The organism is Streptomyces sp. NPDC044063 (assembly GCF_056434285.1).
Genome location: NZ_JBWKFM010000003.1, coordinates 328,989 through 352,964 on the forward strand (window position 1 = coordinate 328,989; position 23,976 = coordinate 352,964).

The window sequence follows — 23,976 nt, forward strand, 5'->3', positions numbered from 1 at the left end:
TCACTACTTGACTAGTGAAAGGGTGATCGCAGGGGTCCGCACCTGTCAAACAGCGGCATCCTGCCGGGCGGCTCAGCCCTCGGTCCGGTACATCAGGTCGGTCTCGTGGGTGGTGAAGCCCAGCCGCTCGTAGACGCTGACGGCGGCCGCGTTGTCCGCGTCGACGTAGAGCATCGCCGTGGGCAGCCCCCGGGCCGCCAGATGGCGCAGGCCGAGCGTGGTCAGCGACTTGCCGAGCCCGCCGCCCTGCGCGCCGGGCCGCACGCCCAGCACGTAGACCTCGCCCAGGCCCTCGTCGGCGTGCACCTTCGTCCAGTGGAAGCCGATCAGCTCGCCGCCGCGCTCGGCCAGGAAGAAGCCGTCCGCGTCGAACCAGGCCTCCGCCTTGCGGTCGTCCAGGTCGCGCTGGGTGAGCGAGCCCTGCTCCGGGTGGTGGGCGAAGGCCGCCGCGTTCACCGCGAGCCACGCCGCGTCGTCCTCGCCCGGACGGAACGCCCGGACGGTCACGCCCTCGGGCAGCACGGGCTCGGGCAGCTCCATGCCCTCCAGCGGCCGGCGCATCTGGCGCAGCTCGCGGAACAGGCTCAGCCCCAGCACCTGGGCGAGGTGCCGGGCGGCCGGGTGCCCGCCGTGCGCCCAGACCCGCAGCCGCCGGCCCGACTCGGCCAGCAGGGCACTGCCCAGCGCCCTGCCGTGCCCGCGGCCCCGCTGCTTGGGGTGCACCACGAACTCGCCGGCCGGCGCCTCCACCGGATCGGTGTCCTCCAGTTGGCCGTATCCGACGAGCTCCTTGTCCATCGAACGCAGCAGGACGTGCCGTACGCCCGCGCGCCGCCCCTTGAGCTGGAGCCGGCCCTGCTCGGAGACGGCCGGCTGACCGTCCTCGGCGGCGGCCTCGCCGATCAGCCGCAGCACCTCGGACGCCAGCTCGGGGTCCAGCTCCTCCAGCACCTCGATGCGCCGCTGTCCGCTCACGTCTTTCACCACGTCACTCATGAGGCGAGCCTACGACCTGTCCCCACGCCGGAGAGGGCCCCACGTCACCCATCCGTAACCCCACCCCTCCTGCGGGGCTACGCGCGTCAACCGTATGCTGCGGCCGACCTGATACACCCCCAGCACTTTTCTCAAAAGGGGAACGCATGCCCGCCAAGCCGCCGCCGCGCAAGCGCAGCACCGTCAGACGGCTGACCGCCACCACGGCCGTCCTCGCCGCCACCGCCGGCGTCCTGACCGCCGGTACCTCCCAGGCCGGCGCCTCCGACGCCTACGGGAAGAACCGCGGCCGCACGGTGGACGTGCAGCTGCTGTCCTTCAACGACCTCCACGGCAACCTCGAACCGCCGCAGGGCTCCTCGGGCACCGTGACCGAGAACCAGGCCGACGGGACCAAGAAGGTCATACCGGCGGGCGGCGTCGAGTACCTCGCCAACTCCCTGCGCACCGCGCGCAAGGGCCACGAGTACTCCATCACCGCGGCGGCCGGCGACATGATCGGCGCCAGCCCGCTGATGACCGGCCTCTTCCACGACGAGCCGACCATCGAGGCGCTCAACAAGATCAAGCTCGACGCCACCTCGGTCGGCAACCACGAGTTCGACGAGGGCCGCGCCGAGCTGCTGCGCATGCAGCGCGGCGGCTGCCACCCCAAGGACGGCTGCTTCGAGAAGGGCAAGACCTTCAAGGGCGCCGACTTCCCCTACCTCGCCGCGAACGTCACCGACGAGAAGACCGGCCGGCCCATCCTCAAGCCCTACACGATCTGGAAGCACAAGGGCGTGAAGATCGGCATCATCGGTCTCACGCTGGAGGGCACCCCGGACGTCGTCACGGCCGAGGGCGTCAAGGGCCTGAAGTTCCGCGACGAGGTCGAGACGATCGACAAGTACGCCAAGGAACTCGACCGCCAGGGCGTGAAGTCCATCGTCACCCTCGTCCACGAGGGCGGCATGCCGGCGTCCGGCTCGTACAACTACGACTGCGACACCCCCGGCGCCGGCGCGGGCATCTCCGGCGCGATCGTCGAGATCGCCAAGAAGGTCACGCCCAAGGTCGACGCCTTCGTCACCGGCCACACCCACCAGGCCTACGCCTGCACCATCCCCGACCCGTCGGGCGCCCCCCGCACGGTGACCTCGGCCGCCTCCTTCGGCCGCCTGTACACCGACACCACGCTGACGTACGACCGCCGCACCAAGGACATCGTGCGCACCAGCGTCAAGGGCCCCCGCGCCACCAACCACGTCGTGAACCGCGAGCAGCCCAAGGCCGCGGACATGACGAAGCTCATCGACCGCTGGAAGACCCTCGCGGCCCCCGTCGCCGACAAGCCGGTCGGCTACATCACGGCCGACATCAACGGCCGCGGCTCGGAGGACTACGAGAAGCCGCTGGGCGACGTCATCACCGACGCCCAGGTCGAGGCGCTCGCCCCGGCGGACAAGGGCGGCGCCCAGATCGCCTTCATGAACCCCGGCGGCATCCGCTCCGACCTGGCCTTCAAGGCCTCCGGCAAGGAGGGCGACGGCGTCGTCACCTACGGCGAGGCCTTCACGGTCCAGCCCTTCACCAACCTGATGCAGGTGAAGACCCTCACCGGCGCCCAGGTCGTCGCGGCCCTCCAGCAGCAGGTCAGCGGCCCCAACGAGCGCGAGCCGAAGATCCTCCAGGTGAGCAGGGGCCTGACCTACACCCTGGACCTGACGAAGAAGGGCGCGGACCGCGTCGTCGCCTCGTCGGTCAAGCTGAACGGCACCCCGATCGACCCGGCCAAGACCTACCGCGTCGCGGCCAACGAGTTCCTGATGGGCGGCGGCGACGGCTTCCCCGCCTTCAAGGACGGCACGAACAAGCTCGTCGCGGCCTCCGACCTCGACGTCTTCGTTAGCTACCTCCAGAACCACTCGTCGAAGACCTCGCCGCTGGCGCCGCCGAAGGCGGAGCGGATCACGGTTGTGAAGTAGTCGTACGTGAGGGTGCCCGTCCGGCCGCCACGGCGGACGGGCCCCCTGCGGGGCCGCTCAGGCGGCCACCAGGCCGTTCGGGGTGCTGCGCGGGCTCCGGAGGTGGTGCAGGGCCCGGTGCAGGGCCAGTACGTCCCCCTCGGGATCGAGCTGGTCGCCCAGGGCGCGCCACGCGGACTCGTAGTCCCAGCAGACCGCTTGCCAGGCATCCCGCCGCACCAGCGACAGGGAGAGTTCCTCGGAACTCCTGACGGCGGCGAGCCACTCCGCGCTACGGGTGATCGGCGAGAGCTCCGGGGCCCATCCCGTCGGCTCGGTCTCCAGATCCTGTCGCACGTTCTCCAGCCGTCGCTCGGTCTCGTCGCTGACGTCGGCGACCCGCCGCTCGGTGTGCCGGGGGTCGGACCACGCCGCGTCGTCCAGGAGCTCGTCCAGTTCGGGCAGCCCGGGCGGCAGCCCGCAGCGGACCACGACGGCGGGGTCGGCGATCTGCCGGACCACCCGCACCAGCCGTTCCCGGTCCCGCCAGTCGTTGCCGCCGTTCCTCGCGAACTGGTGGACGGCCTCCCACGCCGCGCGGTCGCCGTCGAACCACCGGGCGACCACGTCCGGTCCGGCCAGGAGCTGCTTTCTCCGCTCGCGCCAGGCGAGTTCCATGGCCCGCGCCGCGCCCTGCAGGATCCGGCGGTGGTACGCCCTGAGCTCCGCCGCCACGGGGCGCTCCGGCCGGCAGTGGTCGGGGAAGGCGTGCGGATAGATCTCCCGCTCGAACCGGACGAACCGGGGCTCGCGGCGCAGCACGTTGAGGTCGGGGTCCTGGATGAGCAGCCACGACCGCATCAGGGACGAGGAGCCGGCCCGGTCGGTCCGTGTGGCGTCCTCGAGCTGTCCCACGGCCAGCCCCGCCAGCCGCTCCCGCTCCTCCACCAGGGCCGGGTGACTCATGGCCGCCGCGTAGACGCAGGCGGCGTTGTAGCTGTCCAGCCAGGGACGGCGCGGCCACGGCAGGTCCCTCCTGACCCGGCGGAGGACGGACCTGTCCAGCACGGTCCGCACCTTCGCCTCGAGCGCGCCCGCGTCGTGGAGCCACTTCGGGCGCTCCGGCATCCCCGGGATCCTGTCCGGCCCTTCCTGTCTCCCGGAGTCGGCCCACGCGAGGCGCAGCGGCGCCCACAGCTTGTAGTTGAGCCGGAGCGAGGCCCTGGTCAGTGTTCCGCGCCGGTGCCACCCCACGACGCGGAGCAGCGTGGCCCAGGGCCAGTCCCGGGCGAGCTGGCGCATCTCCTCGACACAGGCGCGCTGGAAGACCAGCCGCACCAGCCATGTCTCCCGGTGCTCGCGCAGGAGCCCCTCCAGCCAGGCCTTCGTCCTCCTCTCCCCCTCGGCGTCCCGCCCGGCTCCGATCCAGTCGGTGAACACCCTCCAGTAGCGTTCCGCGAAGGCGGGCGCCATCGCCTGCCGGATCTCCTCACGGGCGTGGGCCCGCCGCGGGTAGTGGTCGTCGTCCGACGAACTCCTGCACCACTGAAGGGCGGAGTACTCGCCGACGCCCAGGACGACGGCGTAGCGGTAGCGCACCTCCAGCAGGCCGTTGCTCCACCACCGGTAGCGTCGTCGCAGGATCCGCAGCGGGTTCCAGGAGCTCATCGCGAGACGCCGCGCCCGCTGCCGGTTGGTGCACCCGTCCAGGAGCATCGCCCCGTAGTAGGTCTCCAGGGCGTCGATATGGAGCCAGAGCTTCTCCTGGATGCCGGCGATCTGGGCGCGCAGGTACAGGTTCGAGGGATCGATCCGCAGGGCGGCGTAGTAGCGGTCCAGGGCGTCGTCGAACTTCCGTTCCTGGCTGAGCCGCCTGCCGTCCTGGTACGCGGCGAACAGCACGGGGCTCAGGTCCCGCCCGCGCCACTCCTGCCAGGGAGGCCGCCGGCCGGCCCGCGTCACCGGCACGAGGGCCGCCATGACCCAGTCCCCGGCCAGTCGTACGGTGTCCTCCCAGGTGCGTCCCCACAGCGTGTCCGTACGGCTGCCCCTCGTGGCGTACGACGTGACGGTGACCGTCACCCCGAACCTCGGCTCCTCCTCCCGCTCCCGCAGCACTCCGCGCACCGTGTAGGCGACCTTGGGCCGTATCCGGCTGAAGAGCCGCACCAGGCTCGTGCCGAACTTCTTGGGCTCCAGGTCCACGTCACCGAGCAGGTCGATGAAGTTCTCCGCCGGCACCTCGGCGGGCAGTGCGCTCGGTGGATAGAGGTTGGTCTCCGACAGGTATTTGCGCCACTGCGCGGTGAGCCCCTCCACCTGGCGCTCGACCTCCGGACGCGAGGCGACGAGCTTCTGCACGTCCACCGGGCCCGGCCGGTGGGCGTTGCGGGCGAGCAGCGCCCGGCGCCAGAGGACGAGGAGGGCGAGGAGCAACAGCAGACAGCCGAAGCGCACGTTCAGCGGGGCTCCGTCACGCCCGATCGTCACCAGCCGCGCGCCCCCGCCGACGCACTGCATCACGAACTCGGCGAGCCCGTCGAAGGGCCCCCACCAGTCCCCCTGGACGTGCCACGCGCCGGGCTCCCGCTTCCCGACCGCGTGCACCGCGAACACCAGGGCCAGAGCGGCGAGCACGGTCAGGACCGCCGTCCGCCGGACGTGCGGCACCGGCAGCAGCGAGGCCTCGGTGGTGCCGTGCCGCTCCGGTCGTGAGGACATGCCGACCCCCAACCACTCGGTGGCCGTCACTTCCAGTCTTCTACGGAACCCGGCCGCGGCAAGTCGGCCCACCGGCCCCGGCCCCGGCCCCGGCCCCGGAGCGCACGGTGGCACAGGACCGGCGCTCGCGCGCAGCCGTGGCATACCCGGTGGGGCCGTTCGGTAGGACGTGGCCCATGAAGCCGATGCAGCGTCTCCTCGCCGCCCTCGCCACCGCCGCCGCTCTCTGCGCCGGCTCCGCCGCCCTCGCGGCGCCGGCCCGGGCCGACACGGTCGTCGATGTGAACGCCGTCGTCGCGGCCCTCCACGCCAACGACTACGTCGGGCTATCCGCCCTCGGCACCCCGGTTCTCACGCTTCCCGTCTCCGTGGACGGCTGACGCCGAGGCCCCTGACAGGGCGAAAAGGGCGAAACGCTCGCGTAACAGTCCCCCTGTAGCGTCCGCGCAGCAGGAAGGGAGCAGCACTGATGCGCGAGCGCACCACCGCGATACGGGTCCGGCCGGGAACGGGCGACGATCTCGTCGCCCTGACCGCGCTGTACAACCACTACGTGGTCCACACCCCGGTGACCTTCGACATCACCCCCGTCGACGTCGAGGCCCGCCGCGCCTGGCTGGACGAGCACCCCGCCACCGGCCGGTACCGGCTGCTGGTCGCCGAGGAGGGCGGCACGGTGCTCGGCTACGCGACGAGCAGCCCCTTCCGCGACAAGCAGGCCTACGAGACCTCGGTCGAGACCAGCGTCTACCTCGCCCCCGGGCACACCGGCCGGGGCCTCGGCCGGCTGCTCTACGACGCGCTCTTCGACGCCCTGGCCGCCGAGGACGTCCACCGCGCCTACGCCGGCATCACCCAGCCCAACGAGGCGTCCATGCGGTTGCACGAACGCCTCGGCTTCCGCCCGGCCGGCGTACTGGCCCAGGTCGGGCGGAAGTTCGGCACGTTCTGGGACGTGGCGTGGCTGGAGAAGCCGCTCGGCTAGCCGGCGGCGACCCCGGCGGCGGTCCCCACCCGGTGGCCCTCGCCCGCCGCGGCGCTCAGCAGCACGTCGGCCAGCTCGTCCGGTACGGACAGCATCGGCCAGTGGCCCGTGGCGAGTTCGAAGAAGGTCGTCCGGGGGTCCAGCAGCTTCCGCACGCTCGGCTCCCCGGAGGCCACCGCGGCCTCGACCATGGCGATGGTCATGCCGTTGCCGCTGCACATGACGCCCGTCAGCGGCAGCGCCTCGACCGCCTCCGACAGCCGGACCGGCTGGACGAGCGTGCCCACCGGCTGCGGCGCGGCGAGCCGGACCAGCCGCTCCACCACCTCCTCGGGAACGCCGTCCAGGCTGCCCCAGGTGCGCCACTCGTCGATCGGCGGCAGGGGCAGCCGCCAGCCGTCCTCCGCCCCCGCGAGCCGCTCCCGCACCCGCTCCTGGAGCTCCTCCGGCAGCCCGTCCACGGGCGAGAGGCCGTCCCGCGGCATTCCCCCGTCCACGCAGACGACCCGCGCGATCCTCTCGATCCTGCGGTCGGCCGCGCCCATCACGGGGTGGATGCTGTAGCAGTGCCCGACCAGCACCAGCTCCTCCGCGTCCAGCTGGTCGATCAGCTGGACCAGGTCCTCGACGTGCAGCTCCAGGTCGGTCGCGGGCCCGCCCAGATGGCGGCGGTCACCGAAGCCGGTGAGCGTCGCCGTGTGGACCTCCGCGCCGGCCTCCCGCAGCCGGGCGGCCGTCCGGTCCCAGACCCAGCTGCCGCAGTACGGTCCCGGTACCAGCACGAATGTGGTCATGGTGGTCATGATCGCCTCCTCGCGTTCCTTGCTCGCGGGTACGGTAGGAACTCCCCCTGAGGGAGGTTCAAGCCTTGCTGCCCGACGACCTGTGGAGCATCGGAGAGCTCGCCGAGCGCGCGGGCGTCACCGTCAAGACGGTCCGCTTCTACTCCGACCGCGGCCTGCTGCCCGAGGCTGCCCGCAGCTCCGGAGGGCACCGCCGGTACGACCCCGGAGCCCTCGACCGGCTCCACCTCATCCGCTCCCTGCGCGGCCTCGACCTGCCGGTCCCCGAGGTCGGCCGGGTGCTCGAGCGGGAGGAGTCGCTGGGCGACGCGCTGGAGGACGTCATCGCGGGCCAACTGCGCGAGGTCGGCGGCCGGTTGACCGCCCTGCGCTGGCGGGAGGCCGCCCTCCGGCTCCTCCACGACTGCCCGCCCGAGGAGCGCGCCGAGCGGCTCCGCCTCGTCGGATCGCTGACCACCCCGCCCGGCACGGCCGCGCTGGAACGTTTCTGGCGCTGCTGGCTGCCCCCGCGGATGCCGGCCCGGACGGTCACCCTGATCCTCGACCGCGCCGTCCCCGTACCGCCGGACGACCCGACCCCCGCCCAGGTGCTGGCCTTCGCCCGCCTCCAGGCCTTCGTCACCGGCGCCCTGCCCAGCAAGAGGTACGCCCGGCCGGAGGCCCACCGGTCGGGACGGGGATACCGCCCCGACGTCCTCTACGAGGGCCTCGCCGAGGCCTACGCCCTGGCCGCGCCCGACCTGCTGGCCGGGCGCCCGCCGCGCGGCGGCGAGGCCCTGGACTGCTTCGCCGAGGCCCACGCCCGTTCGCTCGGCGTCCGGGACACCCCCGGATTCCGCCGCCGGCTCACCGGCCTGCTCGCCGCCGAGCCCCGCATCGACGCGTACTGGCGGCTCGTCGGCGAGCTCTCCGGACCCTCGGCGCCGCCGACGCCCGGCGCCACCGACAACTGGCTCCGCGCGGCCCTCGGCGAGAGCACCACCGCGGATCCCGGCACGCCTCGCGCCGCCGCATGAACCGGACCCCGGGGCCCTCCTGACGATCGGTCAGCGAGAGACGAGACGTCCGGAAAGTACAAGACCGGGCACCCCTTCCCCTTTCGCCACCACCGGGGCTTCACTGGCTGGTGCGTGCAACCATCCGGCACCGAGCACGCTCGAAGGAGTTCCCGTGCACCCTGTTTCGCCCCAGGCCCACGGCGGCTGGTACGTCGACTCCCGCTGTACGAACTGCGACGTGGCGCGGCAAATGGCGCCCGACCTCATCCACGAGGTGGACGGGCGCGCCGAAGTGGTCCGCCAGCCGCGGACCGAGGAGGAGGAGCGCCGGATGCACGCGGCGGCGTACGCCTGCCACACCCGTTCCATCCGGCAGCCGGACCGGCGCCTCGACCCCGCGCTGGACCCGTACCCCCTCGCGCTCGACGCGACCGTCTCGCTCTGCGGGCACAACTCCCCGCACACCGCCGGCGCCAACTCCTACCTGCTGCACCGGCCGGACGGCACGGCCATGATGATCGACACCCCGCGCTGGAGCCCGGCCCTCGCCGACCGTTACGAGGCGTCGGCCGGCGGGCGGATCACCGACGTCCTCCTCACCCACCGGGACCACGCGGCACACGGACGGCAGTACGCCGACCGCTTCGGCGCCCGGCTGTCGATCCACGAGGGCGACCTCGACGCGCGCCCCGACGCCGACCACGTCCTGCGCGGCACGGACCCGGTCGTGATCGCCGACGGCGTGGTCGCCCACCCGCTCCCGGGCCATACGCGCGGCAGCGTGCTCTACGTCGCCGATGAGCGGTACTGCTTCACCGGCGACAGCTTCTACTGGTCGCGCACGACGGGAGACCTCGAAGTGGCCGAGACCGTCGTCTGGTACTCGATCACGGAGCTCGCCGCCTCGCTGGCCCGGACGGCCGGCCGGCTGCGGTTCTCGTGGGTGCTGCCCGGGCACGGCGACCGGAAGCGGCTGCCGGAGGACGAGATGGCCCGCCGGCTGCGGGGGCTGACGGAACGCACCCGGGCGCTCGAACCCCGGCCCGTGGACTTCACCGCGCTGCGCTGGTGACGCGCGGCGCGCCGACGGCCCCCGGCCCGCGCTACAGCGTGGCCGTGAGCTCCTCGTTGGCGTAGTCGAAGCCGTCCGGGTCGAGGTAGTGGACGGCGACCTTGATCTTGTCGCCCTTGGCGAAGTGCGCGCCGAGCTCCGGGCGGAGATCCAGCCGCAGCTTCCGGCTCTCGTAGTCGCAGACGAGCTTCTCCGGCTTGACGAGGGCCGCGGCCCGGTCCCGGAAGTGCCGGTCGTGGACCACTTCGGCCCGGGCGACGAGCTGGTACTCGCTGCCCGGGTCGCAGGAGTACGTGAGGTCGACCCGCGGGCCGTCCGCGCCGAGCGCCACCTTGTCGATGGCCAGCAGGTTGGCCTTGGCCGCGGCGGGCGACGCCGCGGCCAGGCCGGCGACACCGGCCATGATCAGGGCGGCGGCGGCACCGGCGGCACGGCGCCGGACACGGGATGACGTCATCGGGATTCCTTCCCCCCGCGCCGCCGTACCGGGCGGCGCATCATTTTCGATCTTGGTCGAGAACCCTACGTCCATCATGTCCGTGTTGGCGACCGGAATATGAGCCTTTGTCAGGCCCGACCACTACCGCACACGTCGCGTGATCGTCGCGACTCCCCCGAGCGCGTGTCATGGGGTCACGCTAGAGGGCGCGGTCGGCCACGGGGAAACCCCGGGAGGGAACACCTTTCGAACGGCCGAAAAACATCGCCGGGGTGCGCGGATCACATCTCGGACCCGCGTTCGATCCGCGTGCGGCGTGGCGCGAACGACTCGTAAAAAGCGGAATGGACCTTGCGTTCGAGGGCATGCGCCGTGTTGGGATGGAGCGATGCGGACCCCCACCGACCTCTCCGCCCGCCCCGCCGTTCCCGCTGGTCCCGTCGTGCCCGGCGACGGTCCGGGGACGCCCACCGGCCCCGGCCCCGGCCCCGCGGACGACCGCCCCGCCGACCCGCCCCTCTTACCCGGGCCGCCGCCGCGCGGTCACCGGCGCCGCCGCCCCCGGCCCCGTCGGCACGCCGGGCCCCGGCGGTCGCGCCCGCCCCGGCGCCCCCGCCGGGCACGCGGCGGACGGCGGCCCCCCAGCCCCCTGCGGACGTACCGCCGGGCCACCAAGCTCCTCCTCGCCCTCCTCTTCGGCACCGCCTTCCTCCTGCTCGCCGACCGCTGCGCGGTGCTGTACGCGGAGAAGAAGGCCCAGGAGAGACTCCAGCAGGCCCTGCACCTGGAGGCCCGGCCGCAGGTCGACATCCGGGGCTTCCCGTTCCTGACGCAGGTGCTCACCAAGCGGCTGCGGCAGGTCGACGTCACCGTGCCGGACGTGGCCGCTGACCGGGTCTCGCTCGCCAGGGTGCGGGCGAGCGCCCTGGACGTCCGGCTCACCGGCAGCCTGCCGGACGCGATCCGCGGGGCCGTCGTCGGCCGGCTCGACGGCGGCGTCCTGCTCGCCTTCGACGACATGAACCGCGAACTCGGCGCCTCCCAGGTCCGCTTCAGCGACCTCGGGGGCAACACCGTCGGCGCCCGCGGCCGGCTGTCCGTCGCCGGGCAGGAGCTGGTGCTGCGGGCGCGGGCGCGGATCCGGCGCGACGGCGACCGGGCCGTCTCCACCGACGTCGAGGACATGAGCCTGGACGTCCCCCACCTCGCCACCTACCGGCCGGGCCCCGGCACGGGCCGGACGCTCACCCTCCACCCCGAGGCCGCCGAGCGCCTGAGCCGCGACGCGGCCCGGGTACGGGCCATGCTGTCCGTACCGGCCCTCGCCGCCCGGCTCGGCGTGCCCGACGACGCGGTCGGACTCGCCCTGGAGAGCGAGGAGAAGCTGCACGAGATCACGGGCGCGCCCCGCTTCGTGGAGCGGCTCACCCGCGTCAACCTCCTCGACGCGGTCGTCGACCACCCGTGGCTGCTGGAGCGGCTCGGCATCGACCCCCGGCTGCTCGACGCCCTGCTCCAGCTCCAGCCGCCCGCGCTCGCCGAACGCCTCTCCCTCTCCTTCCGGCTCCCGCCGCGGGCCGACGACCTCCACCTGCGCGCGGTACGGGTACGGAGCGACGGCATCCGGGTGGAGCTGACGGCCGCGGAGCTGCGGATCGGCGGCTGAGGCCGGCGCCTCAGAGCCGCGGCGGCTCCGTCGCCGCGCCCGGGACACGGACCGTGGCCACCGTCCCGCCGCCGTCCGCCGGGGCGAGCGTGACCTCGCCGCCCGCCTGCCGGACCGTGTGGGCGACGATGGCCAGGCCCAGGCCGCTGCCCGGCAGGCTGCGCGCGGTCGGCGAGCGCCAGAAGCGGTCGAAGACGTGCGGGAGTTCGTCGGCCGGGATGCCCGGGCCGTGGTCGCGGACGGTCAGTTCGCCGCCGACGAGCCGTACCTCGACGGCTCCGCCCGGCGGGCTGAACTTCACCGCGTTGTCCAGGAGGTTGACCACGGCCCGTTCCAGCGCGGCCGGCTCGCCGCGCACGTACCAGTCGTCGATCCGCGCGTCGACCGAGAGGCCGGCGCCCGCGGCCCGCAGCCGGGCCCGGCCCACGGCCCGGCCCACGGCCTCGTGCAGCGGGATCACCTGGAGCGGGCCGCCGCCCGGGGCGTCCGGGCGGGCGAGCTCCTGGAGGTCGCCGATCAGCGACGCCAGCTCCGTCATCTGCGCCTTGACGCTCTCCAGCAGCTCCCTGCGGTCCTCGGCGGGGATCGCCCGGCCGGTCGCCTCGCTGCGCACCAGCAGGTCGATGTTGGTCCGCAGCGAGGTCAGCGGCGTCCGCAGCTCGTGCCCGGCGTCGGCGATGAGCTGCTGCTGGCGGTCGCGCGAGGAGGCGAGGGCCGCGGTCATGGCGTTGAAGGACGCCGACAGCCGGGCGATCTCGTCCTCGCCCTCGACGGGGATGCGGACGGCGAGGTCCTCGGTGCGGGCGATGTGCTCGACGGCCCCGGTGAGCCGGTCGACGGGTTTCAGCCCCGCCCGCGCGACCCACAGACCGGCCGTCGCGGCGCCCAGCACACCGAATCCGGCCACCGCCGTGAGCACCAGCGCCAGGGCGTTCAGCGGCCGGTCGATCTCGCTGAGCGGCTGGGCGATGGTCACGGCCGTGCCGGCCACCGGGCCGGGGGACGTCGCGACCCGCATCCAGGTGCCGTCCTCGGCGCGCGCGTCGTGGAGGGCCTGGTCCCGCTGCCGCTGGGCGACGAGGAGGTCGTCGGCCTCGATCTTGATCGGGGACTTGCCGACCGTGCTGCAGATGAAGCCGTCGCCCGTGATGATCTGCACCGTGTAGGGCCGGAACAGCGCGGACGGGCCGGTGGGCGCCGTGCCGCAGTTGCGCAGCAGGCCCTTGACCGTGGTGTCGTCGGCGCGCACGCTCGTCAGCGTCGTGTCCCGCTGGTGGGCCAGCTCCTGCCGGGTGACCAGCCAGCACGCGACGGCCGCGACGGCGACGGCGACGGCCACGGCGGCGGCGGTCAGCAGGGCCAGCCGGGAGCGCAGCGGCAGCCGCCGGAATCTGGTGATCATTCGGTGCCGCCGTCGGCGCGCAGGACGTAGCCCACTCCGCGCACGGTGTGCACCAGCCTCGGCTCGCCGCCCGCCTCGGTCTTGCGGCGCAGGTACATCACGTAGACGTCCAGCGAGTTGGACGAGGGCTCGAACGCGAATCCCCACACCGACTTCAGGATCTGCTCCCGGGTGAGCACCTGCCGGGGGTGGGCCATGAACAGCTCCAGCAGCGTGAACTCGGTCCGGGTGAGCTCGACCGGCCGTCCGTCGCGCGTCACCTCGCGCGTGGCCGGGTCCATGCGCAGGCCGGCGTAGGACAGGATGTGCTCGTCGGCGGCGGTGGCGGCCGGGGCCGCGTAGGAGCTGCGGCGCAGCAGGGCGCGGATGCGGGCCAGCAGCTCGTCGAGTTCGAAGGGCTTGACGAGGTAGTCGTCGGCTCCCGCGTCGAGTCCGGTCACCCGGTCCCCCACGGTGTCGCGGGCGGTCAGCATCAGGATGGGGACCCGTACTCCGGAGGCGCGCAGCCGGCGGGCCGCGGTGAGGCCGTCCATGCGGGGCATCAGCACGTCGAGGACGATCAGGTCGGGGTTGTGGGTGCCCACCGCCGCGATCGCGTCGAGTCCGTCGACGGCCTGCTCCGTGGTGTAGCCCTCGAAGACGAGGCTGCGGCGCAGCGCCTCGCGGACGGCGGGCTCGTCGTCCACGATCAGGATGCGGGCGGGCGTCTCGCCGTGCTCGGCGGGGCTCATCTGCGGTACCTCACGGTGTGCGTCACGGTCGGGGACGCTCTCAGCGTCGCACGCGGGCGGGCTCAGGCGTTGCCGCCGCCGGCCCGGAGCTTGGCCAGGTCCGCCTTGACGGTGTCGATGGGGATGGCGAAGCCGAGGCCGACGCTGCCGGCCGAGTCGGAGGAGCCGCCGGAGGAAGGGGAGGCGTACATGGCCGAGTTGATGCCGATGATGCGGCCGCTCATGTCGATGAGGGCGCCGCCGGAGTTGCCGGGGTTGAGGGAGGCGTCCGTCTGGAGGGCCTTGTAGGTGGTCTTGGAGGAGCCGGTGTCGCCGTTGTACTGGTTGCCGCCGAACTCGAACGGCCACTGGGGGACGCCGCGCTCCCGCTGGCCGCGGCCCTCCTCCTTGGAGACGGTGACGTCGCGGTTGAGGGCGGAGACGATGCCGCTGGTGACGGTGCCGGTGAGGCCCTCGGGGGAGCCGATGGCGACGACCTGGTCGCCGACCTTGACCTTGCCGGAGTCGCCGAGGGTGGCGGCCTTGAGGCCCTTGGCGCCCTGGATTTTGATGAGGGCGAGGTCCTTGCCGGGGTCGGTGCCGACGACCTTGGCGGTCTTCACGGAGCCGTCGCTGAGCGAGACGCGCACGGTGTCGGCGCCGGAGACGACGTGGTTGTTGGTGACGACCTCGCCGTCGGCGGTGATGATCACGCCGGAGCCGGTGGACTGGCCGGAGCCGGTGCTGGCCTTGATCTCCACGATGCTGGGGCCGACGGCGTCGGCGACGGCCGCGACGCCGCCGCCCTTGGCGGAGACGTTCTGGACGGGGGTGGAGCCGGCGGAGCCGTGCGAGCGCTGCGTCAGCTCGCCGACGAGGGCCGCGGAGCCGCCGCCGACGAGGGCCGCGACCAGGGCGCAGGCGGCGATGAGGGCCGCCGGGCGGCGGGTACGGGGGGCGCGGTGGGCCGGGGGCTCCGGCGCCGGCGCCGGGCCCGGGGCGGGCGCGGCGAAGCCGGCGTACGGGGGGTGGGCCGGGGGCGCCGGGTACGCGTACGGCGGCTGCTGGGCGTCAGGGGTTTCCGTCATGTCTATGACTGTGCTCCGGGTTCATGAGAACAGTCTGAGTGCGGACTGAAAACGGGGGCAGAAGCGTGTTCATTACCCGTAAAGGTGACGTCAGCCGCCGCAGCCGCAGGAGCGGCGGACGACCAGCCGGGACGGGAACTGCTTGAGGCGTTCCCGGCGGCTGCCCGCGACGCGCAGGCCGTCGTCCAGGACCAGGTCCACGGCCGAGCGGGCCATGGCCTGGCGGTCCGAGGCGACGGTGGTCAGGGGCGGGTCCGTCAGGGCCGCCTCCTTCACGTCGTCGAAGGCGGCGACGGCCAGCTCGCCCGGCACGTCGATGCGCAGCTCGCGGGCCGCCCGGAGCACGCCGATGGCCTGGTCGTCGGTGGCGCACATGATGGCCGGCGGCCGGTTCGGGCCGGCCAGCAGCTCCAGGGCGACCTTGTAGGCCTCGTAGCGGTTGTAGGGGGCGGGGAAGAGGCGGCCCTCGGTGGTCTTGCCGGCCTCGCGCATGGCGCGGCGCCAGCCCTCGACGTGGTCGGTGACCGGGTCGCCCACCATGGGCGTCTCCTCCGTGCCGCCGAGGCAGGCCACGTAGGGGTGGCCGTGCTCCAGGAGGTGGCGGGTGGCGAGCTGGGCGCCGCCGACGTCGTCCGTCACCACGGCGACGTCGTCGATGGCGTCGGGCCTGCGGTGCATCAGGACCACGCGGGCGTCCCAGGCGTCGATCTCCAGGGCCGCGGTCTCGCTGGGGCCCTGGCTGATGAGGATGAGGCCGGAGACCCGCATGCCCAGGAAGGCGCGCAGGTAGTGCACTTCGCGCTCGTCCAGATAGTCGGAATTGCCGACGAGGACCATCTTCCCGCGCTCGGCCGCCGCCTGCTCGACGGCGTGCGCCATCTCCGCGAAGAAGGGCTGGCGGGCGTCCGGCACGATCAGGCCTATGAGGTCCGTCCGGCGGGACGCCATCGCCTGCGCGACCCGGTCCGGCCGGTACCCCAGCTCCTTGATCGCGGCAAGCACCCGCTCCCGCGTCGCCGGTGCCACCGGGCGCGGTCCATTGTTGATGACATAGCTGACGACCGCGGTCGACGTCCCCGCAAGCCGTGCCACATCGTCCCGCGTCACCTTGGCCACGCGCGGCAGTCTACGCGGGTCCACCTACCGTTTCACCGGGCGAGCGGCCTCGGTTTCGACGGTGCGTCCCGGCGCGGTCCGCGACCGCCCGCCACCGGTGTCGGCCGCGGCCTCCCCGTCGGGGCGGTCGGCGGCGTCCGGCGCCTTCTCGGGCACAACGAAGCGGTAGCCGACGTTCCGGACGGTGCCGATCAGTGACTCGTGCTCCGGGCCGAGCTTGGCCCGCAGCCGCCGCACGTGCACGTCCACGGTACGGGTACCGCCGAAGTAGTCGTAGCCCCAGACCTCCTGGAGCAGCTGGGCCCGGGTGAAGACCCGGCCGGGGTGCTGGGCGAGGTACTTCAGCAGCTCGAACTCCTTGAAGGTCAGGTCGAGGACCCGGCCCTTGAGCCTGGCGCTGTAGGTCGCCTCGTCGACGGAGAGGTCGCCGTTGCGGATCTCCATGGGACTGTCGTCCGTGGTGATCTGCTGGCGGCCCATGGCCAGCCGCAGCCGCGCCTCGACCTCCGCGGGGCCCGCGGTGTCGAGCAGCACGTCGTCCACGCCCCAGTCGGCGGTGACTGCGGCCAGGCCGCCCTCGGTGACGACGAGGAGCAGGGGACAGCCGGGGCCGGTGGAGCGCAGCAGCTGGCAGAGGCTGCGGACATGGGGCAGGTCACGGCGGCCGTCGATCAGTATGACGTCGGCCCCGGGGGTCTCCACCAGGGCCGGGCCCTCGGCCGGGGCCACGCGCACGCTGTGGAGCAGCAGGCCCAGCGCGGGCAGCACCTCGGTCGACGGCTGGAGTGCGTTGGTCAGGAGCAGCAGGGAGCTCATCGGCTCTCACCCGCTCCGGTGGTCGCCTGCCACCCCGCGCGGCTCCCGCGGGGTCCGTTCTCTTGCCGTGCGCTTCGCTCGCCCATTGCGTCGGTTCCTCCTCGGTCCTTGCGAGGACGGTGGGGCACTGCTCGTCGTCCGAATGCACAAAAGGACCCGGGGGCCACTCTGCCCGGATCCTCATCGCTCAGCAGAATAACCCACGTGACTTTCGGAGGTACCGGCGATTTTGCACGACCTTGTGTTTCGTCGCTCACTTCGAGTGGTGGCCGCTTCGCGCCCTTGACGGTCACCCCGGCTCTCCGCCGCCTACCAGTCTGCCGCGCCGGGACGGCCCGGGGCCAGCACCGGGAGGCTCCCGCGGAAGGAGCCTCCCGGCGCGGTGCGCGGCCCGCGCGGGGGCGCTACGCCACTTCCTCCGCGACCGGCTGGGCGAACTGCGCCTCGTACAGACGGGCGTACGCCCCGCCCGCCGCCAGCAGCGCGTCGTGGGTGCCCTGCTCCACGATCCGGCCGGACTCCATCACGAGGATCACATCGGCGTCCCGGATGGTGGACAGCCGGTGCGCGATGACGAAGCTCGTACGGCCGGACCGCAGCCGGCTCATCGCCTGCTGGATCAGCACCTCCGTACGGGTGTCGACGGAGCTGGTGGCCTCGTCCAGGATCAGGATCTCGGGCTCGGCCAGGAAGGCGCGGGCGATCGTGATGAGCTGCTTCTCGCCCACACTGACGTTCGCCCCCTCCTCGTCGATCACCGTGTCGTAGCCGTCCGGCAGGGTGCGGACGAACCGGTCGACGTGGGTGGCCCTCGCCGCCTCGACGATCTTCTCCATCGGGATGTCCGCGGCCGCGCCGTACGCGATGTTCTCCGCGATCGTCCCGCCGAAGAGCCAGGTGTCCTGGAGCACCATGCCGATATGGGACCGCAGCTCCTCGCGCGACATGGCCGCCGTGTCGGTGCCGTCGAGCGTGATCCGGCCACCGCCCACCTCGTAGAACCGCATCAGCAGGTTCACCAGCGTGGTCTTGCCCGCGCCCGTCGGGCCGACGATGGCGACCGTCTGGCCCGGCCGCACGGTCAGCGACAGGTCCTCGATGAGCGGCTTGTCCGGCTCGTAGCGGAACGAGACCTTCTCGAACGCCACCTCGCCGCGCACCGCCTCGGGGACGATCGCGTCCTTCGCGTCCGGCGACTGCTCCTCGGCGTCCAGCAGCTCGAAGACCCGCTCGGCCGAGGCCACGCCGGACTGCACCATGTTGGCCATGGACGCCACCTGCGTGAGCGGCTGGCTGAACTGCCGCGAGTACTGGACGAACGCCTGCACGTCACCGATCGACAGCGAACCGCTCGCCACCCGCAGCCCGCCGACCACGGCGACCAGCACGTAGTTGAGGTTGCCGATGAACATCATCGCGGGCTGGATGACGCCGGAGATGAGCTGCGCCTTGAAGCCGGCGGCGTAGAGGGCGTCGTTCTCCTCGCGGAAGGTCTCGGCGGACTCCTTCTGGCGCCCGAAGACCTTCACCAGCGAGTGGCCGGTGTACATCTCCTCGATGTGGGCGTTCAGCCGGCCCGTCGACTTCCACTGCGCCACGAACTGCGGCTGCGCCCGCTTGCCGACCTTCGTCGCGACGAGGATCGACACCGGGACGGTGATCAGCGCGACCAGCGCCAGCAGCCAGGAGATCCAGAACATCATGGCCAGCACGCCGACGATGGTCAGCAGCGAGGCCATGATCTGGCTCAGGGTCTGCTGGAGCGTCTGCGCGATGTTGTCGATGTCGTTGGTGGCGCGCGAGAGCACCTCGCCGCGCTGCTGCCGGTCGAAGTAGCTCAGCGGCAGCCGGCCGAGCTTCGCCTCGACGTCCTCGCGCAGCCGGAAGACGGAGCGCTGCACGATGTTGGTGGCGAGGCGGGCCTGGACGAACATGAACAGCGAGGCGCCGGCGTAGATCAGCGCCACCCACAGCAGCACCTCGCCGACCGCGTCGAAGTCGATGCCCCGGCCCGGGGTGAAGTCGACGCCGGAGAGCAGATCGGCGATCTTGCCGTCGCCGCGCTGCCGCAGCCCCTCCAGCACCTCGGCCTTGGAGACGCCCGGCTTCATGTCCCCGCCGATCACACCGGCGAAGATCAGGTCGGTGGCCCGGCCGAGGACCTTCGGCGCGACGACGCTCAGCGCGACGCTGGCGACGCCGAGGGCGAGCGCCAGCACGATGAGGGCCCGCTGCGGCCGGAGCTGGGCCAGCAGCCGGCCGGCGGAGCCGCGGAAGTCCATGGACTTCTCGGTCGGCTGCCCGCCCATGAAACGGCCGATGCCGACCGCGGGGGCCGGGCCTCTGCGCTGCGGCCCGGCGCCGCCGGGGCCCTTCCCGGCACCGGCACCGCCGGGGCCGCCGCCGGGCGCGCCGCCCGGCCTGTCGGGGGACGTCACGCCGCCTCCTCCTCGGTCAGCTGGGAGAGCACGATCTCCCGGTAGGTCTCGTCGGTCCCCATCAGTTCGGTGTGGGTGCCGGTGCCGACGACACGGCCCCCGTCGAGGACCACGATGCGGTCGGCGTCGCGGATCGTCGAGACCCGCTGCGCGACGATCAGCACCGCCGCGTCCTGCGTCTCGCGGGACAGCGCCGCCCGCAGCCGGGCGTCGGTGGCGTAGTCGAGGGCGGAGAAGGAGTCGTCGAAGAGGTAGATCCCGGGCTTGCGCACCAGGGCCCGGGCGATCGCCAGGCGCTGGCGCTGGCCGCCCGAGACATTGGTGCCGCCCTGGGCGATCGGCGCGTCGAGCCCGCCCTCCATGGCCTCGACGAAGTCGCGGGCCTGGGCCGTCTCCAGCGCCTGCCACAGCTCCTCGTCGGTGGCCTCCGGACGCCCGTAGCGCAGGTTGGAGGCGACGGTGCCGGAGAACAGATACGGCTTCTGCGGCACCAGCCCCACGGCGTCGGACAGCACGACCGGGTCGAGGTCGCGCACGTCCCGGCCGTCCAGCGAGACCGTGCCGGCGGTGGCGTCGAACAGCCGGGGCACCAGGCCCAGCAGCGTCGACTTGCCGCTGCCCGTGGAACCGATGACGGCCGTGATCTCACCGGGCCGCGCCACGAGCGAGACGTCCTTGAGGACCGGCTCCTCGGCGCCCGGGTAGCGGAACTCCACCCCGGACAGCTCCAGGTGCCCGCGCCGGCGCAGCTCCGTGACCGGGGCGGCGGGCGGGACCACGCTGGAGTCGGTGGTGAGCACCTCCTGGATGCGCTCGGCGCACACCTCGGCGCGCGGCACCATCATGAACATGAAGGTGGCCATCATGATGGCCATGAGGATCTGCATCAGATAGCTGAGGAACGCCGTCAGCGCGCCGATCTGCATGTCGCCGTCGGCGATGCGGTGGCCGCCGAACCACACGACGGCGACCGAGGAGATGTTCACGACCAGCATCACGGACGGGAACATCGTCGACATCAGCCGGCCGGCCCGCAGCGAGACGTCCATCAAGTCGTCGTTCGCGGAACGGAATCGTTTCCGCTCGTGGGTGTCCTTGACGAACGCGCGGATGACGCGGATGCCGGTGATCTGCTCGCGCAGCACCCGGTTGACGACGTCGATGCGCTCCTGGACGCCGCGGAAGATCGGCCGCATCCGCCAGACGATCACACTGACGATGGCCGCCAGGACCGGGACGATCACCAGCAGCAGCGCGGAGAGCGGCACGTCCTGCTGGATCGCCAGCACGACGCCGCCGACGCACATGATCGGCGCCGAGACCATCAGGGTGAAGGTCATCAGCACCAGCATCTGGACCTGCTGGACGTCATTGGTGGTGCGCGTGATCAGCGAGGGGGCGCCGAACTGGCCCATCTCCCGCGCCGAGAAGGACTGGACCCGGTCGAAGACCTCCGCGCGGAGGTCGCGGCCGACCGCCATGGCCGTCCGGGCGCCGTAGTAGACGGCGCCGATGGCGCAGACGATCTGCGCCAGGGTCACCGCGAGCATCAGCCCGCCGGTGCCGAGGATGTAGCCGGTGTCGCCCTTCACGACGCCTTTGTCGATGATGTCCGCATTGAGAGTGGGAAGGTAGAGCGTCGCGAGCGTCTGCACGAGCTGCAGCAGGACGACCATCGCGATCGCTCCGGAATAGGGCCGCACATAAGCCCGGAGAAGTCGTACCAACACACAGGCAGCCTATGCGAGCACCCCTCCGCACGGCCCCTCCTTTCCCGCCGGGGGACCGTGCCCGGCCCGGCACCCGTCATCATGGTGGGCGGCAGGATGCCGGAAAGAACGGAAGGGGTCGCCGTGGCGACGACACACACGGCACGACCGGCGTGCCCGCCGGCGCGGCCGGGGCAACCGGAACCGCCCGCCGGCACCATCCGCTACTGGGCCGCCGCCAAGGCCGCCGCCGGTACGGCCGAGGAGCCGTACGCCGCGCGGACGCTGGCGGACGCGCTCACGGCGGCCCGGCTCCGGCACGAGGAACGTCCCGAGTTCGCGCGCGTGCTCGCGCGCTGCTCGTTCCTCGTGGACGGCACTCCTGCCGGCACACGCGACCACTCGACGGTCCGACTGACCGAGGGCGGCACGGTCGAGGTGCTCCCGCCCTTCGCAGGAGGGTGACCCCGGCAGCATGAGCGATCAGCACCACCACGGCGGCCCGTACGAGCCGCACGATCCGTACCCGCCGTACGACCCCCACGGCTCCTACGACGCCCAGGGCGCCCAGGGCTCGTACGGCTCCTACGACCCCCACACCGGCGACGGCCGGCAGCCACCGTCCGCGTACGACTACGGCCAGGGCTACGGCACCCAGGACCCGGCGGCGCACCAGGCGCCCGCCGCGCCCGCGTGGCCGCAGCCGCGGCAGGAGTACCCGGCGCACGACGAGCCGGCCACCCAGACCTGGCAGACCCAGTCCTGGGACGCCCGGGCCTGGCAGCAGCAACAGCAGCCGGCCGCGCCGGCGCCGGCCGCCGAGCCGGCGTACGACGCGTGGAGCGGCGGCGGCACGGGCGCCGCGGCCTGGGACCGGCCGGAGCACGGGTCCGCGCACCCGGCGCCGTACGCGGCCGCGCCGGTGGCATCGCCGGTGGCGGAGCCCATGCCCGTGGCCGGGATGCCCGCGGCGGCGGCACCGCTGTCGCACCCCTCCCCCGCCGAGCTGGACGACGGCCCCGCGCACGAGCGGCCGATGACGGCCGCCGAGAAGGCGAAGGCCGAGGGTCGCCCGCAGATCCTCTCCCCCGGCTTCAAGCCGGCGCTGATCACCACGGTGCTGGCCGCGCTGCTGGCGGCCGCGGCCCCGCTGGCCGAGGCCGCGCTGGTGGTGCCGGTGGTGCTGCTCCAGGCAGTGACGGCGGCGGGCTGGTTCCGGCTGAACGGCATGTGGCCGGCCCGGCAGGGCATCGCGCTGGCGTTCCTGGGCGGTGTCGTCGCCGACGTGGCGCTGCTGCTCACGGACCCGCCCCAGGCGCCGACCGCCATGCTGGGCACGCTCGGCGTATGGATTCTGCTGGTCGTGATCCTCCAGCTGCGCAGCCACGCCGCGCCCGACGAGCGGCTCTACGGCCTGACGGCGGCCACCGCCTCGACGGCCCTCGCGGTCATGGCGGCCGGCCACCTCGCGGCCGACCCCGACGCGGTGGTGGTGGGCGCCTTCGGTGTGGCCGCGGCCGTGCTGGCGCGGGCGCTGCCGCTGCCGTCCCTGGCCTCGCCGGTGATCGCGCTGGTCGCGGCGGCCGGCGCGGGCATCGCGGGCGGTCAGGTGACCGGCATGGGGACGACGGGCGCGCTGCTGGGCCTGGCGGCCGGGGCGTGCGCCCTGGTGGGCCTGCGGGTGGCCAGCTACGACTACCCCTCGCGGTTCGTGCACATGACGGCGGGCGTCGCGCTGCCGCTGGCGCTGGCGGCACCGGCCGTCTACGTCCTGGGCAGGGCGCTCGGCTGAGGGTCGGCCGGCGGTCGGCGGTCGGCGGTCGGCGGTCGGCGGTCGGCTGACAGACGACCCCCCTCTGATCGATACTGATCGACATTCGCCGGATCGGTTACAGATCGGTTACGCAACCGACCCGGCGTTTGTCCGACCGGCCCGGTTAGGCTCGCGGGACAGGCCGGGGAGGCCTGACCCGACAAGGGCCGACCGGGCCCTCCGATCCACGCGTGGGGGGACCGACCAACCGATGCGCGCTCTTCGCATACTGCTCATCACCGCCATCGTCCTCGGCGGTCTGTTCGTCGCCGCCGACCGGGGCGCCGTCTGGTTCGCCGAGAACCAGGCCGCCGAGAAGATACGCAGCAGCCAGGGACTCTCCGGCACCCCCGACGTATCGATCAAGGGCTTCCCCTTCCTCACCCAGGTCGCCGGGTCCGAGCTGGAGGAGGTCGACATCAAGCTCGACGGCGGGATCACCGCCGGCGCGGGCGACCGCACCATCACGGTGAGCGGCTTCGACGCCCGCCTCCACGACGTCCGCATCGACAGCAGCTTCTCCTCCGCGGTCGCGGGCCGCGCGACGGGCACCGCGCACATCTCCTACGCGGACCTCACCAAGGCCACCGCCGACCCCGGCGTCAGCGTCGGCTACGGCGGCAAGGACGGCGCCGAGCGCAGCAGCCAGGTCAAGGTGACGGGCACGGTCCCGGTGATGGGCCAGCCGATCACCCGCAGCGTGGTGTCCACGGTGTCCGTGGTGAACGGCGACACCATCCGGGTCCACGCCGACGAGATCCCGGCCCAGGGCATCCCGGGGCTGGAGCAGGCCGTCCGCGCCAAGACCGACTTCGACCGCAGGATCAGCGGCCTGCCCAAGGGCCTCAAGCTCGACAAGGTCGTCACCACGCCGAACGGCGTGGACGTCACCCTCACCGGGACCCAGGTCAACCTGGCCGGCTGACCGGCCGGCGATCCGACGCCCGGGCCGCGCGCGGCCCGAACACGACGGGGTCCACGTTCCGAGACGCCCGTGTCCGTACATCAGTCCGCGCGGCCCGATCCGGGGCCGCGCGCGGCTCCGGGGGGCCCTCCCGGGCCACGTCGGTGACCACCCATCCCACCATCCGGAATATCTTGTCTCATTATTCGGCGCCCTGGTGACAGCGCCCGCCGCCCTCCCTACGATCGCCCCTATGAACCGACAGGCGGACCTCACGAAGCGGCGGGCAGTCGACCTGTGCCGCGTCTCCGCCATGCTCTGTCGCCGTGTCTGACCGAAGCCGTTCTTCCGGTT

At 72.9% G+C, this 23,976-nt stretch carries 20 protein-coding genes; 9 read left to right on the plus strand and 11 right to left on the minus strand.

All coding sequences use genetic code 11. The features are described from left to right. Nucleotides 1-72: 72 nt before the first annotated feature. On the minus strand, nucleotides 73-996 hold the full coding sequence (gene mshD / locus AC07BS_RS06725; RefSeq protein WP_478646585.1) for a mycothiol synthase: 924 nt from the start codon (nucleotides 994-996) through the stop codon (nucleotides 73-75). A gap of 146 nt (nucleotides 997-1,142) precedes the next feature. Between mshD and AC07BS_RS06730 the strand changes: the two genes are divergently transcribed. Further along, the gene (locus AC07BS_RS06730; RefSeq protein WP_478930643.1) at nucleotides 1,143-2,963 is read left to right on the plus strand and encodes a bifunctional metallophosphatase/5'-nucleotidase; all 1,821 of its coding nucleotides are present in this window, start codon (nucleotides 1,143-1,145) and stop codon (nucleotides 2,961-2,963) included. 57 nt (nucleotides 2,964-3,020) lie between these two features. Here AC07BS_RS06730 and AC07BS_RS06735 read toward each other — a convergent pair whose 3' ends face one another. After that, complete coding sequence (locus tag AC07BS_RS06735) at nucleotides 3,021-5,663, minus strand: hypothetical protein (RefSeq protein ID WP_478930645.1); 2,643 nt, start codon at nucleotides 5,661-5,663, stop codon at nucleotides 3,021-3,023. 176 nt (nucleotides 5,664-5,839) lie between these two features. Here AC07BS_RS06735 and AC07BS_RS06740 point away from each other — a divergent pair, with 176 nt between their 5' ends. After that, on the plus strand, nucleotides 5,840-6,043 hold the full coding sequence (locus AC07BS_RS06740) for a hypothetical protein (protein ID WP_478930647.1): 204 nt from the start codon (nucleotides 5,840-5,842) through the stop codon (nucleotides 6,041-6,043). 89 nt (nucleotides 6,044-6,132) lie between these two features. Continuing rightward, the gene (locus AC07BS_RS06745; RefSeq protein WP_478646592.1) at nucleotides 6,133-6,648 is read left to right on the plus strand and encodes an N-acetyltransferase family protein; all 516 of its coding nucleotides are present in this window, start codon (nucleotides 6,133-6,135) and stop codon (nucleotides 6,646-6,648) included. On the opposite strand, the gene AC07BS_RS06750 is transcribed toward AC07BS_RS06745, so the two are convergent. Continuing rightward, nucleotides 6,645-7,451 carry an alpha/beta fold hydrolase gene (locus AC07BS_RS06750; RefSeq protein WP_478930649.1) on the minus strand — a complete coding sequence of 269 codons (807 nt, stop codon included), beginning with the start codon at nucleotides 7,449-7,451 and terminating at the stop codon, nucleotides 6,645-6,647. The two genes, AC07BS_RS06745 and AC07BS_RS06750, sit on opposite strands and share 4 nt — an antisense overlap. Before the next feature lie 65 nt (nucleotides 7,452-7,516). Here AC07BS_RS06750 and AC07BS_RS06755 point away from each other — a divergent pair, with 65 nt between their 5' ends. Then, nucleotides 7,517-8,467, plus strand: a complete 951-nt coding sequence (locus AC07BS_RS06755) for a helix-turn-helix domain-containing protein (RefSeq protein ID WP_478930651.1) — start codon at nucleotides 7,517-7,519, stop codon at nucleotides 8,465-8,467. Between the two features lie 154 nt (nucleotides 8,468-8,621). Further along, nucleotides 8,622-9,521 carry a 4Fe-4S domain-containing protein gene (locus AC07BS_RS06760; RefSeq protein WP_478930653.1) on the plus strand — a complete coding sequence of 300 codons (900 nt, stop codon included), beginning with the start codon at nucleotides 8,622-8,624 and terminating at the stop codon, nucleotides 9,519-9,521. Between the two features lie 31 nt (nucleotides 9,522-9,552). Here the strand turns inward: AC07BS_RS06760 and AC07BS_RS06765 are convergent, their stop codons facing one another. Continuing rightward, complete coding sequence (locus tag AC07BS_RS06765) at nucleotides 9,553-9,978, minus strand: hypothetical protein (protein ID WP_478930655.1); 426 nt, start codon at nucleotides 9,976-9,978, stop codon at nucleotides 9,553-9,555. 370 nt (nucleotides 9,979-10,348) lie between these two features. On the opposite strand from AC07BS_RS06765, the gene AC07BS_RS06770 reads away from it, so the two are divergent. Beyond that, nucleotides 10,349-11,626, plus strand: a complete 1,278-nt coding sequence (locus AC07BS_RS06770; RefSeq protein WP_478646599.1) for an LmeA family phospholipid-binding protein — start codon at nucleotides 10,349-10,351, stop codon at nucleotides 11,624-11,626. Between the two features lie 10 nt (nucleotides 11,627-11,636). Here the strand turns inward: AC07BS_RS06770 and AC07BS_RS06775 are convergent, their stop codons facing one another. The 7 genes from AC07BS_RS06775 to AC07BS_RS06805 form a co-directional block, all read right to left on the minus strand. Continuing rightward, nucleotides 11,637-13,028, minus strand: a complete 1,392-nt coding sequence (locus AC07BS_RS06775; protein ID WP_478646601.1) for a sensor histidine kinase — start codon at nucleotides 13,026-13,028, stop codon at nucleotides 11,637-11,639. After that, complete coding sequence (locus AC07BS_RS06780; RefSeq protein WP_478646602.1) at nucleotides 13,025-13,759, minus strand: response regulator transcription factor; 735 nt, start codon at nucleotides 13,757-13,759, stop codon at nucleotides 13,025-13,027. The genes AC07BS_RS06775 and AC07BS_RS06780 overlap by 4 nt, the downstream gene beginning before the upstream one ends. A gap of 62 nt (nucleotides 13,760-13,821) precedes the next feature. Next, nucleotides 13,822-14,826 carry a S1C family serine protease gene (locus AC07BS_RS06785; RefSeq protein WP_478930657.1) on the minus strand — a complete coding sequence of 335 codons (1,005 nt, stop codon included), beginning with the start codon at nucleotides 14,824-14,826 and terminating at the stop codon, nucleotides 13,822-13,824. A 90-nt stretch (nucleotides 14,827-14,916) separates the two neighbouring features. Continuing rightward, nucleotides 14,917-15,942, minus strand: coding sequence for a LacI family DNA-binding transcriptional regulator (locus tag AC07BS_RS06790; protein WP_478646607.1), 1,026 nt, complete (start codon nucleotides 15,940-15,942; stop codon nucleotides 14,917-14,919). 24 nt (nucleotides 15,943-15,966) lie between these two features. Further along, on the minus strand, nucleotides 15,967-16,758 hold the full coding sequence (locus AC07BS_RS06795; RefSeq protein WP_478646609.1) for a response regulator transcription factor: 792 nt from the start codon (nucleotides 16,756-16,758) through the stop codon (nucleotides 15,967-15,969). 404 nt (nucleotides 16,759-17,162) lie between these two features. Next, nucleotides 17,163-19,067, minus strand: coding sequence for an ABC transporter ATP-binding protein (locus tag AC07BS_RS06800; RefSeq protein ID WP_478646749.1), 1,905 nt, complete (start codon nucleotides 19,065-19,067; stop codon nucleotides 17,163-17,165). Between the two features lie 125 nt (nucleotides 19,068-19,192). Continuing rightward, nucleotides 19,193-20,926: an ABC transporter ATP-binding protein gene (locus AC07BS_RS06805; protein WP_478646612.1), complete on the minus strand. Its 1,734-nt coding sequence runs from the start codon at nucleotides 20,924-20,926 to the stop codon at nucleotides 19,193-19,195. 123 nt (nucleotides 20,927-21,049) lie between these two features. On the opposite strand from AC07BS_RS06805, the gene AC07BS_RS06810 reads away from it, so the two are divergent. From AC07BS_RS06810 to AC07BS_RS06820, 3 genes are all read left to right on the plus strand, one after another. Then, nucleotides 21,050-21,370 carry a MoaD/ThiS family protein gene (locus tag AC07BS_RS06810; protein WP_478646615.1) on the plus strand — a complete coding sequence of 107 codons (321 nt, stop codon included), beginning with the start codon at nucleotides 21,050-21,052 and terminating at the stop codon, nucleotides 21,368-21,370. 10 nt (nucleotides 21,371-21,380) lie between these two features. Then, nucleotides 21,381-22,697 (plus strand): hypothetical protein, encoded by a 1,317-nt coding sequence (locus tag AC07BS_RS06815; protein WP_478930660.1) that lies wholly within the window; start codon nucleotides 21,381-21,383, stop codon nucleotides 22,695-22,697. A gap of 232 nt (nucleotides 22,698-22,929) precedes the next feature. Next, nucleotides 22,930-23,643 (plus strand): LmeA family phospholipid-binding protein, encoded by a 714-nt coding sequence (locus AC07BS_RS06820; protein WP_478646619.1) that lies wholly within the window; start codon nucleotides 22,930-22,932, stop codon nucleotides 23,641-23,643. Nucleotides 23,644-23,976 lie beyond the last annotated feature (333 nt).